The organism is Prescottella defluvii, assembly GCF_000738775.1.
GTDB lineage: Bacteria > Actinomycetota > Actinomycetes > Mycobacteriales > Mycobacteriaceae > Prescottella > Prescottella defluvii.
Genome location: NZ_JPOC01000029.1, coordinates 56670 through 69691, shown reverse-complemented (window position 1 = coordinate 69691; position 13022 = coordinate 56670). Strand labels below are relative to the sequence as shown.

Annotated in this window: 15 protein-coding genes; 2 read left to right on the top strand and 13 right to left on the bottom strand. The window is 69.2% G+C overall.

Annotation, left to right across the window (positions count from 1 at the left end):
• Positions 1 to 30: 30 nt before the first annotated feature.
• The 4 genes from IJ15_RS0112200 to sdhC are packed head-to-tail and all read right to left on the bottom strand — an operon-like array spanning position 31 to position 3423.
• Positions 31 to 807, bottom strand: coding sequence for a succinate dehydrogenase iron-sulfur subunit (locus tag IJ15_RS0112200; protein ID WP_031938618.1), 777 nt, complete (start codon positions 805 to 807; stop codon positions 31 to 33).
• On the bottom strand, positions 807 to 2558 hold the full coding sequence (gene sdhA, locus IJ15_RS0112195) for a succinate dehydrogenase flavoprotein subunit (protein WP_031938617.1): 1752 nt from the start codon (positions 2556 to 2558) through the stop codon (positions 807 to 809). The genes IJ15_RS0112200 and sdhA overlap by 1 nt, the downstream gene beginning before the upstream one ends.
• A gap of 15 nt (positions 2559 to 2573) precedes the next feature.
• Positions 2574 to 3017, bottom strand: a complete 444-nt coding sequence (locus IJ15_RS0112190; protein ID WP_031938616.1) for a succinate dehydrogenase hydrophobic membrane anchor subunit — start codon at positions 3015 to 3017, stop codon at positions 2574 to 2576.
• Position 3018: 1 nt separating this feature from the next.
• Positions 3019 to 3423, bottom strand: a complete 405-nt coding sequence (sdhC, locus tag IJ15_RS0112185) for a succinate dehydrogenase, cytochrome b556 subunit (protein ID WP_081880709.1) — start codon at positions 3421 to 3423, stop codon at positions 3019 to 3021.
• A 555-nt stretch (positions 3424 to 3978) separates the two neighbouring features.
• Here sdhC and IJ15_RS0112180 point away from each other — a divergent pair.
• Positions 3979 to 5067 carry an adenosine deaminase gene (locus tag IJ15_RS0112180; RefSeq protein WP_031938614.1) on the top strand — a complete coding sequence of 363 codons (1089 nt, stop codon included), beginning with the start codon at positions 3979 to 3981 and terminating at the stop codon, positions 5065 to 5067.
• An 18-nt stretch (positions 5068 to 5085) separates the two neighbouring features.
• Here the strand turns inward: IJ15_RS0112180 and IJ15_RS0112175 are convergent, their stop codons facing one another.
• From IJ15_RS0112175 to IJ15_RS0112155, 5 genes are read right to left on the bottom strand one after another with little or no spacing between them, the layout of a single operon-like run.
• On the bottom strand, positions 5086 to 6315 hold the full coding sequence (locus tag IJ15_RS0112175; protein WP_031938613.1) for a hypothetical protein: 1230 nt from the start codon (positions 6313 to 6315) through the stop codon (positions 5086 to 5088).
• 48 nt (positions 6316 to 6363) lie between these two features.
• Positions 6364 to 6669: a YbaB/EbfC family nucleoid-associated protein gene (locus IJ15_RS0112170; RefSeq protein ID WP_031938612.1), complete on the bottom strand. Its 306-nt coding sequence runs from the start codon at positions 6667 to 6669 to the stop codon at positions 6364 to 6366.
• The gene (locus IJ15_RS0112165; RefSeq protein WP_031938611.1) at positions 6666 to 7010 is read right to left on the bottom strand and encodes a hypothetical protein; all 345 of its coding nucleotides are present in this window, start codon (positions 7008 to 7010) and stop codon (positions 6666 to 6668) included. Before IJ15_RS0112165 ends, IJ15_RS0112170 begins: the two co-directional genes overlap by 4 nt.
• A gap of 10 nt (positions 7011 to 7020) precedes the next feature.
• Positions 7021 to 8187: a C40 family peptidase gene (locus tag IJ15_RS0112160; protein WP_031938610.1), complete on the bottom strand. Its 1167-nt coding sequence runs from the start codon at positions 8185 to 8187 to the stop codon at positions 7021 to 7023.
• Positions 8184 to 8510 carry a type VII secretion target gene (locus tag IJ15_RS0112155; protein WP_231569515.1) on the bottom strand — a complete coding sequence of 109 codons (327 nt, stop codon included), beginning with the start codon at positions 8508 to 8510 and terminating at the stop codon, positions 8184 to 8186. The genes IJ15_RS0112160 and IJ15_RS0112155 overlap by 4 nt, the downstream gene beginning before the upstream one ends.
• 129 nt (positions 8511 to 8639) lie before the next feature.
• Between IJ15_RS0112155 and upp the strand changes: the two genes are divergently transcribed.
• Positions 8640 to 9263, top strand: a complete 624-nt coding sequence (gene upp / locus IJ15_RS0112150) for a uracil phosphoribosyltransferase (protein WP_031938608.1) — start codon at positions 8640 to 8642, stop codon at positions 9261 to 9263.
• Here the strand turns inward: upp and IJ15_RS0112145 are convergent.
• The 4 genes from IJ15_RS0112145 to IJ15_RS0112130 all read right to left on the bottom strand — a co-directional run bounded on the left by IJ15_RS0112145 (position 9260) and on the right by IJ15_RS0112130 (position 12982).
• Positions 9260 to 9937 carry a PepSY domain-containing protein gene (locus tag IJ15_RS0112145; RefSeq protein WP_031938607.1) on the bottom strand — a complete coding sequence of 226 codons (678 nt, stop codon included), beginning with the start codon at positions 9935 to 9937 and terminating at the stop codon, positions 9260 to 9262. The genes upp and IJ15_RS0112145 overlap by 4 nt on opposite strands.
• 98 nt (positions 9938 to 10035) lie before the next feature.
• A complete protein-coding gene (locus IJ15_RS0112140) occupies positions 10036 to 10602 on the bottom strand; it encodes a PepSY domain-containing protein (RefSeq protein WP_231569514.1) in 567 nt (188 codons plus the stop codon).
• A gap of 92 nt (positions 10603 to 10694) precedes the next feature.
• Positions 10695 to 12200 (bottom strand): phospho-sugar mutase, encoded by a 1506-nt coding sequence (locus IJ15_RS0112135; protein WP_031938605.1) that lies wholly within the window; start codon positions 12198 to 12200, stop codon positions 10695 to 10697.
• Positions 12197 to 12982 carry a purine-nucleoside phosphorylase gene (locus IJ15_RS0112130; RefSeq protein ID WP_031938604.1) on the bottom strand — a complete coding sequence of 262 codons (786 nt, stop codon included), beginning with the start codon at positions 12980 to 12982 and terminating at the stop codon, positions 12197 to 12199. The genes IJ15_RS0112135 and IJ15_RS0112130 overlap by 4 nt, the downstream gene beginning before the upstream one ends.
• Between the last annotated feature and the right edge of the window lie 40 nt (positions 12983 to 13022).

Below are 13022 nucleotides of genomic sequence, written 5' to 3'. Positions count from 1 at the left end.
CAAAACGGTGGTGCTGTGGGCCTTACGGCGTCACTTGCGGGCGAACAGCAGCGCGCGCTTGACTTCCTGGATCGCCTTCGTCACCTGGATGCCACGGGGGCACGCGTCGGTGCAGTTGAACGTCGTGCGGCAGCGCCACACGCCGTCCTTGTCGTTCAGGATGTCGAGACGCTCGGCGGCGCCCTCGTCACGGCTGTCGAAGATGAAGCGGTGTGCGTTCACGATCGCGGCCGGGCCGAAGTACGTGCCGTCGCTCCAGTACACCGGGCACGACGTGGTGCAGCACGCGCACAGGATGCACTTGGTGGTGTCGTCGAAGCGTGCACGATCCGCCTGCGACTGGATGCGCTCGCGGGTCGGCTCGTTGCCCGTGGTCATCAGGAACGGCTTCACGGCGCGGAACGCGTCGAAGAACGGCTCCATGTCGACCAGCAGATCCTTCTCGACCGGCAGACCCTTGATGGGCTCGACGGTGATCGTGATCGGCTTGCCGTCCTTGGGCAGCATGTCGCGCATCAGGACCTTGCAGGCCAGACGGTTGACGCCGTTGATCCGCATCGCGTCCGAACCACACACGCCGTGCGCGCAGGAGCGGCGGAACGTCAGGGTGCCGTCCAGGTAGCCCTTCACGTACAGCAGCAGGTTCAGCAGACGGTCGGTCGGCAGCGTGGGAACCTGGAAGCTCTCCCAGCGCTGACCCTCGCCGTCCTCCGGGTTGAACCGGGCGATCTTGAGGGTGACCATGACGGCGCCCTCGGGAACGGGCGGCAGCGCGGGTGCGTCCTTGTCCAAGACAGGTGCGGACATCAGTACTTACGCTCCATGGGCTCGTAGCGGGTCTGGACCACCGGCTTGTAGTCGAGACGGATGTCGGAGAGCAGACCGTCGCCCACCTTGTAGGCCATGGTGTGCTGCATGTACTCGGCGTCGTTGCGATCCGGGTAGTCCTCGCGGGCGTGGCCGCCACGCGATTCCTTGCGGTTGAGTGCACCGACGACGGTGACCTCGGCCATCTCGAGCAGGAAGCCGAGCTCGACGGCCTCGAGCAGGTCGCTGTTGTAGCGCTTGCCCTTGTCCTGGACCGTGATGTGGTTGTAGCGCTCCTTGAGGGCACGCACATCCTTCAGCGCCTGGGTCAGCGTGGCCTCGGTGCGGAACACCGACGCGTTGTTGTCCATGGACTGCTGCAGTTCGGTCCGGATGTCGGCGACACGCTCGTGACCGTGGTCGGACAGGATGACCTCGAGCCACTCCTCGACCATCTTCGCCGGGTCCTCCGGCAGCGGCACGAAATCGGTGTTCTCGGCGTGCTCCGCGGCGGCGATACCGGCGCGGCGACCGAAGACGTTGATGTCGAGCAGCGAGTTGGTGCCGAGACGGTTCGCGCCGTGCACCGAGACGCAGGCGCACTCGCCGGCGGCGTACAGGCCGGGGACGATGTCCTCGTTGTTACGCAGCACCTCACCACGGATCTTGGTGGGGATGCCGCCCATCACGTAGTGGCACGTCGGGTACACCGGGACGAGCTCGGTGACCGGGTCGACGCCCAGGTAGGTGCGGGCGAACTCGGTGATGTCGGGGAGCTTCTCCTCGAGCACGTCCTCGCCGAGGTGCGTGACGTCGATGTAGACGTAGTCCTTGTTCGGGCCGGCACCGCGACCTTCGAGCACCTCGAGAACCATCGAGCGGGCGACGATGTCACGCGGCGCGAGGTCCTTGATGGTGGGGGCGTAGCGCTCCATGAAGCGCTCACCGTCGGCGTTGCGGAGGATGCCGCCCTCGCCTCGCACTGCCTCGGAGATAAGAATTCCGAGCCCAGCCAGTCCCGTGGGATGGAACTGGTGGAATTCCATGTCCTCGAGCGGCAGGCCCTTGCGGAAGATGATGCCCATGCCGTCACCGGTGAGGGTGTGCGCGTTGGACGTCGTCTTGTACATGCGGCCCGAGCCACCCGTGGCGAAGACGATCGACTTCGCGTGGAAGACGTGGATCTCGCCGGTCGACAGCTCGTAGGCGATGACACCGGTGGCGACGGGGCCCTCGGGGGTCTCCGTCAGCGCGATGTCGAGCGCGTAGAACTCGTTGAAGAACTCGACGTCGTGCTTGACGCAGTTCTGGTAGAGCGTCTGCAGGATCATGTGACCGGTGCGGTCGGCGGCGTAGCAGGCGCGGCGAACCGGAGCCTTGCCGTGATCGCGGGTATGACCACCGAAACGACGCTGGTCGATCTTGCCCTCGGGGGTGCGGTTGAACGGAAGACCCATCTTCTCCAGGTCCAGCACCGCGTCGATGGCTTCCTTGGCCATGATCTCGACGGCGTCCTGGTCGGCGAGGTAGTCGCCGCCCTTGACGGTGTCGAAGGTGTGCCACTCCCAGTTGTCTTCCTCGACGTTCGCGAGCGCGGCGCACATGCCGCCCTGCGCGGCACCGGTGTGGCTGCGAGTGGGGTACAGCTTGGTCAGGACCGCAGTCCGGACGCGCGGCCCGGACTCGATGGCTGCACGCATGCCCGCGCCGCCGGCGCCGACGATGACGACGTCATAACGATGTTCCTGCATGAAGTCTCTGCTCCCCTAGCTCGCCGAGATGTTGGGGTCGAAGGTGAAGATGACGTAGGTACCCAGCGCCATGATCAGGATCATCGACACGGCGAGAACCGTGTTGAGCCAGAACCGGGTGGAGTCCTTACGCGAGTAGTCCGCGATGACCGTGCGCAGGCCGTTACCGCCGTGCAGCTGGGCGAGCCAGAGCATGGTGAGGTCCCACATCTGCCAGAACGGGCTGGACCAGCGACCCGCGACGAAGGCGAAGTTGATGCGGTGCACGCCGTCGTCGAGCATCAGCATGATGAACAGGTGGCCCAGGACGAGCACGATGAGTGCCACGCCGGAGAACCGCATGAACAGCCATGCGTAGAGCTCGAAGTTGTTCTTCGCCGCCTTGCGGGGCGAGCGGGGGTTGTCCAGGCTGGCAGGGCGGTCGAACGCCGTGCCCAGCGACTTGGCTTCTGTCGTCATGTCAGTGCCCCGCAAACATGTTGTAGAAGATGCGACCTGCGGCCGGGATCATCACCACGAACCAGATCGCGAGAATGACCCAGAGCATGACGCGCTGGTACTGGGGGCCCTTCGACCAGAAGTCCACCAACATCACCCGGAGCCCGTTCAGTGCGTGGTACAGCACCATGGCAACGAGCGCGAGCTCCATGAGACCGACAAGGGGGTTCTTGTAGGTCTCGATGACTCGGTCGTAGGTGTCCGGGTTGACGCGCACGAGCGCGGTGTCCAGGACATGGACGAAGAGAAAGAAGAATGTTGCGACGCCGGTGATCCGGTGTAGAACCCAGGACCACATTCCGGGGTCGCCCCGGTATAGCGACCGGGTGCGCTCCTTAGCGGGAGCGGCTTCCGTCGTGCTGCTCATCGAGTGCTGTGCCTCCAACGTCTTTGGTGGGCGCGTCGAGCCTGCAACACTGTTCGGGAGTACCGCAGCTCGGGCTCGACGAGAACCTAAACCGACTCCTGTGAACTCTAAACCCAACCGATTCCGGGAACTAATTCCCCGTGCGGTTCGTACGGTGTCGGAAATAGTTGTTAGGTTTGCCTTCCCATAACGGGTTTCGCGGCGTCCGGCGATTCTCTGCATGCATTCAGTGCTCGCGACGAGGTGGGGGCTTTCGGCCCTATCGTGCCGGAAGTTGTTGCGCGACAATGATGATCGGAGAAGTGGCGGTGTTGTCGGGGTGTGTCCGGATGGGCCCGGCCGGTGGCGGCGACGGTGAACGACGGGTATAGCGCCGTCGTATGCAATGTGGAAAATGTCTCATGCGCGTGACGATCGGGTATCGAGTATCTACTCGCCGGTAACTTGATTTCGGGTGGTGGGAGCGGGTCGACGCCCGTCCCCGGACACCCCGCGTTCCGACATCCGGCACGTCGATGCCGCCCGTTCGACACCTACCGCGGCTACCGTCTAGCCATGACAGCGCCGCTGGACCTGGACTATCTCGCCCGCGCGCCGAAGGTGCTGCTGCACGACCACCTGGACGGTGGTCTGCGGCCCGCCACCGTCGCGGAGTTGGCCGCCGAGTGCGGATACACCGAGCTGCCCGCGGACACCCCCGACGAACTGGCCGTGTGGTTCCGGGCCGCCGCCGACAGCGGATCGCTCGAGCGCTACCTCGAAACCTTCGCGCACACCGTCGCGGTGATGCAGACGCCGTCGGGTCTGCGTCGGGTGGCGCGTGAGTGCGCGGAGGACCTCGCGGCCGACGGCGTCGTGTACGCCGAGGTGCGGTTCGCGCCCGAACAACATCTCGACGAAGGACTGACCCTCGACGAGGTGGTCGAGCACGTCCTGGCCGGTTTCGCGGAGGGTGCCGACGTGGCCCGGGCCGCCGGGCACGACATCCGCATCGGGTGCCTGCTCACCGCGATGCGGCACGCGGCGCGCTCCCGCGAGATCGCCGAACTGGCGGTCCGCTTCCGGGACCGCGGCGTGGTCGGCTTCGACATCGCCGGCGCGGAGGCCGGGTATCCGCCGAGCCGGCACCTCGATGCCTTCGAATACATGCGGACATGCAACGCCCATTTCACGATTCACGCAGGTGAGGCGTTCGGGCTGCCGTCCATCCACGAGGCGATCGCGTTCTGCGGCACCGACAGGCTGGGGCACGGGGTCCGGATCACCGACGACATCACGATCGGCCCGGACGGCGAGGCCACCCTCGGACTGCTCGCGGACTACGTGCGTGACAAGCGGATTCCGCTGGAGCTGTGCCCCAGTTCCAACGTGCAGACCGGGGCGGTCGCCAATCTCGAGGAGCACCCGTTCGACCTGCTCGCGCGGCTCCGCTTCCGGGTCACCGTGAACACCGACAACCGGCTGATGAGCGACACCTCGATGAGCCGCGAGATGCTGGCGCTGGTGAACACCTTCGGATACGGCTGGAGTGACCTCGAACGCTTCACCATCAACGCGATGAAGTCCGCGTTCATCCCGTTCGACCAGCGACTGGCGCTGATCGACGACGTCATCAAGCCCGGCTACGCGGTCCTGATCGGCTGATCCGGACCGTCGGCCGGCCTATTCCGGGCGCAGCCGGCTCTCGAACTCGCTCTCGAGCGCACGCCACGTCTCGGCCTCCGCTTGGAACGGAGGATTCGGCGTCATCCGGCTCGGGGTGGGATCGATGATGAACGAGACGTACCAGCCCAGCGGGGTGGACGGCGCCAGCGCGGCGTCGGTGGCGTCGTCCTTCGCGAAGTCCGCCGCATCGGTGAACAGTTCGACGGCCAGCTCGAGCTGATCGGCGTCGACGCTGTCGGGGCCCGCGGCGAGGTCGTCGACCAGCCCCGGCAGCACGTAGACGTTCTCGTCGGTGACCTCGACCTCGAGCGATCCGTCGACCGCGGCCGTCTGCACCTGCTCGTACGTGCTGACCCGCGCCAGATCGTGGTCGTGGTTGTCGGCGAGGTAGCGGGCGAGTGCGCGCTCGGAACCGAACACCGAGATCTTGCCGCCACGACCGAGGAACACCGCGTGGTCGTCCAGGTAGCAGCGCAGGGAGTAGTACGTCGTCTCCGACGTGATGATCTTGATCGGGTCGATTCCGACGAGAGTCCAGAAGGTCTCTTCGTCCTCGGTCCCGTCGGCGTCGTACTCCTCGTAGTCCTCGTCCGACTCGGCGTCGTCGTCGGCGTCGACCACGTTCTCCTCCGCCGCGAGGATCTCGGCCTCCGCGACCGCCAGCGCGTCGGCGTCGACGTCCGGGGTGGTGACAATCGAATCGATCGCGTCGAGGACGGCATCCCAGTCCTCGGCGACCGCGGAACCGATCCGGTCCCACAGGGCCTCGCCCTCGCGGCCGGCGAACTCGTCGACCCCGCCGCGCAGGTAGGCGAGTTCGGGGTGGTTCTCGAAGAACTTGATCACCGGTTCGAGATCGCACACCTCGCCGATGTTGCGCACCATCGCCAGCGTGCTCTCGAGCTCCGAGACGGTCAGTCCCTCCGGATCGCCGGCGGCCAGTTCGGGCACACCGATCAGATCGAACGCGAAGCTCTCGTCCGGTTCGAGTTCGGGGGCGGCCAGCTTGGAGACGACCGGCCACGACGGGTGCTCGACGAGGTCGTTGTCGTCGTCGGTGCGGATGAAGGCGGCCAGCTCGGCGACGGTGGTGAACCCGTACAGGTCCTCCTCGTGGCCGAGGAACGCCTCCCACTCGTCGTCGCCCTCGCGCCAGCGAGGAGCCCACAGCGTGACGAGGTCGCCTCGGGTGAGACCGAGTTCGATCGGGACGATGTCTCCAGCCATGGCCGGAAGCCTAGCCAGCTCGCGGGCAAAGATATAGCCGGACACCGGTCAGCTGTTCGTGAAGTCGGTGAACAGCGCTGCGGTGATCCGGTTCCGTTCCTCCGCAGCGGCGGCCGCCGCCCGGTGCGCGGTGTGGGTGATCGTCCGGGCGAGGGCCCTGGCGTCGAGCCCGAGCAGTGAATCGCTGAGCCACATCCCGGTCGGACTGCCGTTCCCGTCGACCTCGACGCGGACGACGCCGTCGTCGCTGACCGCGTGGGCCCGAATGGACCGCAGCCCCGACAGGGCGTCGTCGAACAGATTCAACTGCGCCGACGCGCGCGCCACGATCGCGTCCATGTCGTGCCCGCTCATACCGGTCGCATCCAGCTCGTCGGGGCGTGGTCCTCGTCCTCGGCCTGCTGGGCGACGGCGACCTGCTCGCGGGTCGGCAACCCGAGCCGGTCGAGGACGTCGGCGGGCATACCGTCGTACGCGAGCTGCTCGCGTCGGCGCGTCCCCGCCTCCCGCGCGGCCTCCCGGCACAGGCGGAGGATCTCGTCGGCCAGACGTGCGCCGCCGTACCGCAGTTCGCGTTCGTCGATGCGAATGTCGAGGGGCAGACCGGTCTCGGTGGCGCGGACCGCGACGGTCCGAGGGCGGTTGACCGCGGTCGCGACCTCGGGTGCGGGCGGAAGTGGTGGTTCGTGGGTCATGATCCTCCGGTCACTCGGTGGGGCGGTAGAAGCCGTGGAAGCCCATGCCGCTGTTCGTCGTACGGATCGAGCTCACCGAGACCGGATCGCCGGCCTCGACCATCTGGCCGTTGCCGATCACCATGGCCACGTGGCCGTCCCACACGGCGAGATCACCGGGCATGAGGTTGTCCTGGTCGACGGGTACTCCGACGCTCTGTTCCTGCGCGAGTCGCGGCAGTTCGATGCCGGCCTCGCCGTACGCCCACTGCGTGAGGCCGCTGCAGTCCAGTCCCTGGCCGGGGGTGGTGCCGCCCCACTGATAGGGGACGCCCTGCTGGGTGAGGGCGTTGCGGACGGCGTTGGCGGCCTCCTCGTTGGGGGCGACGGCGGTGCTGCCGTCGGGCAGCAGGATCTCGACGCCGCTGCCACCGAACCGGGGGTCGTACGAGCCGGACCCGCTGCCGGTCTCGGTGGATCCGCCGGATCCTGTGGATCCCGCGGACGGGGCGTGGGAGACGGTGCGGGCGGGTGCGGGGCCGGCCGCCGGGGCCGGTCGACCGTAGGAACCGGCGAACGCCGACACGACGCGGCCCGCCGCGTCGGACTGCGGGGTGACCGCGGACGGCACGGTGGCAGCGGGTGTAACCGGTGCCGGCGCACCGACCGAGGCCGCGACGGTGCGCGCATCGCTCGGCACGGGGTCCGGCGTGGTGAGTTCGATCATCCGGCCGGTGTGCCCGGCCAGTTCGCCGCGGACCCGTTCCACCACGGCCAGGGCCCGTCCGAGGTGTTCGACCGCGGCGCTGATCAGCATGGTCTGTCCGACCGGTGTCGCGAGCAGCGGCAGCGCTGAGGAGGCGATCGACAGGAAGGACTCGAGGATGCCCTGCAGTTCGGCGGTGCCGACGCGGACGCACTCGGACGCGGCCTCGACGACCACCGCGATCTCCCGGCCCCGGTCGGACAGGTGCACCGACGCGGCCTGCGTCGCCTCGGCCTTGTCGATCGCCGCATCGGCGGCGGTCCCGGTCCAGACGCCGCCGAGGTCGCTGATCCCGGTGCGGCCGAGCGCGTGGACGGCGTCGACGGCATCGGATGCGGCGCGGATGGCGTCGGCGGGGGATCCGCCGGGCAGGGCGCCGGAACCGAAGGATCCGAGGAGGTCGACGACGGGGCGGGCGAGGAGGTCGATCACGGCGCGACTCCGGTCGCCCCCAGGGCCGTCGCGGTCCCGGTGTCGGTGGCGTCGTAGGCGGCGGCAGTGGTCGCCGCTGCCGCGCTCATCGCCGACCAGGCGGACGCCAGGCGTCCGAGTTCCGCCGCGTGCGCGGCCTGGGCGGCCCCGAACGCCGTGACGAAGTCGCCGCCGACAAGTCCGAACACCGGCCCGAGCGCAGCAGGTCCTGCCGCCGCGGCCCCCGCCCGCGCGGCCTCGGTCCGGCCTGCCATGGCGGCGGCGGTCACGCCGAACGCGGCGATTCCCTCCGTCGCCGCTGAGAACTCCGACAACTCGCTCATCGCATCCCCCCGTGCATCCCCGTCGAAACTGGTTCCGTTGCAAGGTTGGACGCACGGGCGATTCATTCGGTTCCGGCGATTTTCCGGGCGAGTTCGGCGGGGCAGGGCACCCCACTATCCTGTTAAGTCATGGAAACGCACGTAGTCGACCATCCGCTCGCAGCGGCACTCCTCACGACGATGCGGGACGAACGCAGCAGCAACGCCACGTTCCGGTCCGCGTTGCGTGAACTCACCCAGATGTTGATCTACGAGGCCATCCGCGACGCCCCGGTCGAGGAGTTCGAGGTCCGGACGCCGGTGGCGGTGACCACCGGCATCCGGTTGGCGCAGCCGCCGCTGCTGGTCCCGGTGCTGCGGGCCGGTCTCGGCATGGTGGAGCAGGCCAGCTCGATGATCCCGCAGTCCCGGGTCGGGTTCGTCGGCATGGCGCGGGACGAGGAGACGCACCAGCCGGTGCCGTATCTGGAGTCGCTGCCCGCCGACCTGTCCGGTCTGCCCGTCTACGTGCTCGATCCGATGCTCGCGACCGGTGGTTCGATGGTGCACACGATCGACCTGCTGGTCGCCCGTGGCGCCACCGACGTCACCGCCGTGTGCGTCGTCGCGGCCCCGCCGGGTGTGGACGCACTCGCGAACTCCGGCCACCCGGTGCGGCTGATCACGGCGACCGTGGACGAGCGCCTCGACGAGAACGCCTTCATCGTTCCCGGACTCGGCGACGCCGGCGACCGGCAGTTCGGTCCCCGCTAGCGCGGCGCGTTCTGCAGGACTCGACCGGAGACCGCGTCGACGTCCACTGCGCGCTGCGCTCCGGAGGCGTCGATCACGTCGGCCTCCCACACGTACGTGCCGCCCTTCTCCACGACGAGTTCCAGGTCGACGATCCGGCCGCCCGGGACCTCTCCGAGGACGATGCCGGTGGCCGCGCTGTAGTCGAGGTTCGCTTCCTGGCTGCTCGTGTTCCGTTCCCCGGCGGGCGACGGTCCTGCGATGACGCTGTCGCCGTCGGGGGAGAGGCCGACGATGATGATGGTCCCGTCGGCGTTGGCGACGCGGACCTCCCAACTGCCGTCGATGTTCTCCTCGATGGAGATCAGCGAGCTGCCGGGAACCGCCGCGACCGCGGTCCGGCCGGCGTGCTCGAAGACCTTCGCGTTCCAGCCCGGTGCGCGGGTCTGCGTGGCGCCTGCCGCACCGGTCGCACCGGCCGGTGACGTCGCGGTCGACGCCGCGGCTTCGGCGCCGGCGGAACCCGGCGCGCCGGAGGCCTTGGACGTGCTCGTCGTGGCGGCCGCAGCCGAGGTCGTGGTGGCGGCGCTGCTGCTGCTGTCGTCGCTGCTGCAGCCGACGAGGGCCACGACTGCGAAGCCGGCCACTGCGGCCGTGCCCACCCGTGACGTGACGCTGTTGCGGAAAATTCTCATATCGCCGAAACCCCTCATATAGCCGCTCACATCTGTCGAAATGTTTGTACCAGAGTTCGACTCATGTGGGCGGGTGGAAATCGGCGGTGGTCGAACGGTCAGCGGCCGGTCGAGTTCGCGAGAACCACGCCGGTGGCGGCGTCGATCGTGACTTCGTGTCTGGTGCCGGATCCGTCGATCACGTCGGCCTCCCACACCGTGGTGCCCTTGTCGGTGTCGAGGTTCAGTTCGGTGACGGTGCCGCCCGGGACTTCGGTGAGGACGGCGGCCGCGGCCGCGGCGACGTCGAGCGTCGCTGCCTGCACGCGGGCGCGGTGCTCCGCGCGGTCGGCTTCGTCCTCGTCGTCGATCCGGGGCGTGCCGACGACGGTGGCTCCGTCGGCGGACACGTCGACATGGTGTTCCACCCCGTCGGGCGTGACGACCTGGGTCTCCCACGTCCGGTCGTGCTCCGATTCGATCGACACCAGGACGCTGCCGGGTACCGCCGCGACCGCGGTGACGGCGGCCCGCTCGAGTGTCCCGGTGCTCGGGGCGGCGGTGCCGGCCGCGCCCGTGGTCGTGGCAGCGGTCGCGCTGGTGGTCGTGGTGGTCGTGGTGGAGTCCTGGGCACCGTCGTCGTCACCGCACCCGGCGAGAGCGACGAGTGCGGCCCCCGCGATCACGAGCGCTGCGGTCCTGGTTCTCGATGTCGATCTGTTCGGGCGAGGCATCTTGTTCTCCGTTCCGTGGTCTTCGGGTGGGAGTTCTCGGCCCTTCAGGATGTGCCGGGTCGATCGGCCGCCGCAAGTCGTGTCCGGATCAGGTCGGCGCGGGCCCGGGCGGCGGCACGCGCGGCCGTGAGGTGCCCGGCGCTCGGCACCGGTTCGATCACCTCGAAGTAGGCCTTGAGCTTCGGCTCGGTACCCGACGGCCGGACCGTTACGTGCAGTCCGGGGCCGGACAGGGTGACGGCGTCGGTGCGAAGCGGTCCCCGCGCCGCGGCGAGATCGGTTGCCTCGACGGCAGTTCCGGCGATGTCGGCCGGGGGGTCGGTACGCAGTCGTTCCATGATCCGGGCGATGTCGGCGACGTCCTCGGTGCGACGCGACACCTGACCGGTGACGTGGACACCGAATTCGACGGCCAGGGCGTCGAGTGTGCTCTGCACGGTGCGGCCGGACGCCGCGAGGTCGGCGACCAGGTCGGCGATGAGGACCGATGCCGAGATGCCGTCCTTGTCGCGCACGACATCGGGGTCCACGCAGTGCCCGACGGCCTCCTCGTACGCGTAGACCAGGCCGTCGCCGGCGCGGACGAGCCATTTGAAGCCGGTCAGGGTGCGGGCCGACCGGAATCCGCGGGCGGTCGCGATCTTTCCGAGCAGCGTCGACGACACGATCGTGGTCGCGACGAGCGATCCGGGCGGGGCGTGTTGCAGGATCCGCTGCCCGAGCAGGGCGCCGGTCTCGTCGCCGGTGAGCATCCGCCAGCCGTCCCCGTCGGGGATTCCGACGGCGCATCGGTCGGCGTCGGGGTCGAGGGCGATCGCGACGTCCGCGTCGATCTCGGCGGCCAGGGCCAGCAGTGCATCCGTCGTGCCGGGCTCCTCGGGATTGGGGAAGGTGACGGTGGGGAAGTCCGGGTCGGGTTCGAACTGCGCAGCGACGGTGTGGATGTCGGTGAATCCGGCGGCGCGCAGCGCGGCCACCGCGGTCTCGCCACCGGCCCCGTGCAGTGCGGTCAGTGCGATCCGGATCGTTCGGCTGTCGCCGCGGGGCAGGGTGGCGACGCGCGCGAGATAGTCGTCGAGCAGTGCGTCGTCGACCGGTGCGACCGGGCTGCGCCGGATCTGCTCGACCCGCCCGATCGCGTCCTCGATCTCGCGGTCGGCGGGCGCGGCGAGCGGCGCGCCACCCGACAGGTACACCTTGTAGCCGTTGTCGGTGGGCGGATTGTGCGACGCGGTGATCTGGACGCCGGCCACCGCACCGAGGCGGCGCACCGCGAACGCGACCAGCGGCGTGGGTAGCGGTCGCGGCAGCAGGGTCACCGCGAACCCCTCCGCGGCCAGGACCTCCGCGGCGGCGCGGGCGAACTCCGCCGACCCGTGTCGGGCGTCCCGGCCGACGACCACGGTCCCGCCGCCGAGGCAGCGGTCGCGCAGCCACCGTGCGAGTCCGGCGGTGGTCCGTTCGACCACGCCGACGTTGATGCAGCCGGGTCCGTCGCCGACGGGCCCGCGCAGGCCCGCGGTGCCGAAGCGGAGGGGGTGGCCGGTCACAGCCGGGCCAGCAGTTCGCGCAGCAGTGCGCCCATGCGGGCGGCGGACGCCTGTCCGGCGGCGAGGACCTCGGCGTGGTCGAGCGGTTGACCGGTGATCCCGGCCGCGAGGTTGGTGACCAGCGAGATGCCGAGCACCTCGGCGCCGAGTGCGCGGGCGGCGATGGTCTCGTGCACGGTGGACATCCCGACGAGGTCGGCGCCGAGGGTGCGCAGCATCCGGATCTCGGCGGGCGTCTCGTAGTGCGGTCCGGGCAGGCCCGCGTAGACCCCTTCGCTCAGCGTCGGGTCGATCTCGCGGGCGAGTCCGCGCAGTCGTGGGCTGTAGGCGTCGACCAGGTCGACGAACTGCGCGCCCACCAGGGGGGAGCGGGCGGTGAGGTTGAGGTGGTCGCTGACGAGGACCGGCTGCCCGACGTGCATTCCCTCCCGGATGCCGCCGGCGGCATTGGTGAGGATGACGGTTCCGGCGCCGGCTGTGATCGCGGTCCGCACCGGGTGCACGACGCGCGGCAGGTCGTGGCCCTCGTAGGCGTGGGTGCGGCCGAGCAGCACCAGTACCGGAGTGTCGCCGACCCGGACCGACAGCACGGTCCCGGCGTGGCCGGATGCGGACGGTGTCGCGAAGCCGGGGAGGTCCGCCATCGGGACGGCGGTGGATGCGTGCCCGAGTGCGTCGGCCGCGGCCTGCCAGCCGGACCCGAGGACGACGGCTGCTGTGTGCTTCGCGATGCCGGTGCGGTCGGCGAGGACGTCGGCGGCCTGCTGCTCGAGTGTGCCCATGAAGGGACACAGTAGTGCGAGCGGTAGCCGCGCCACGAAA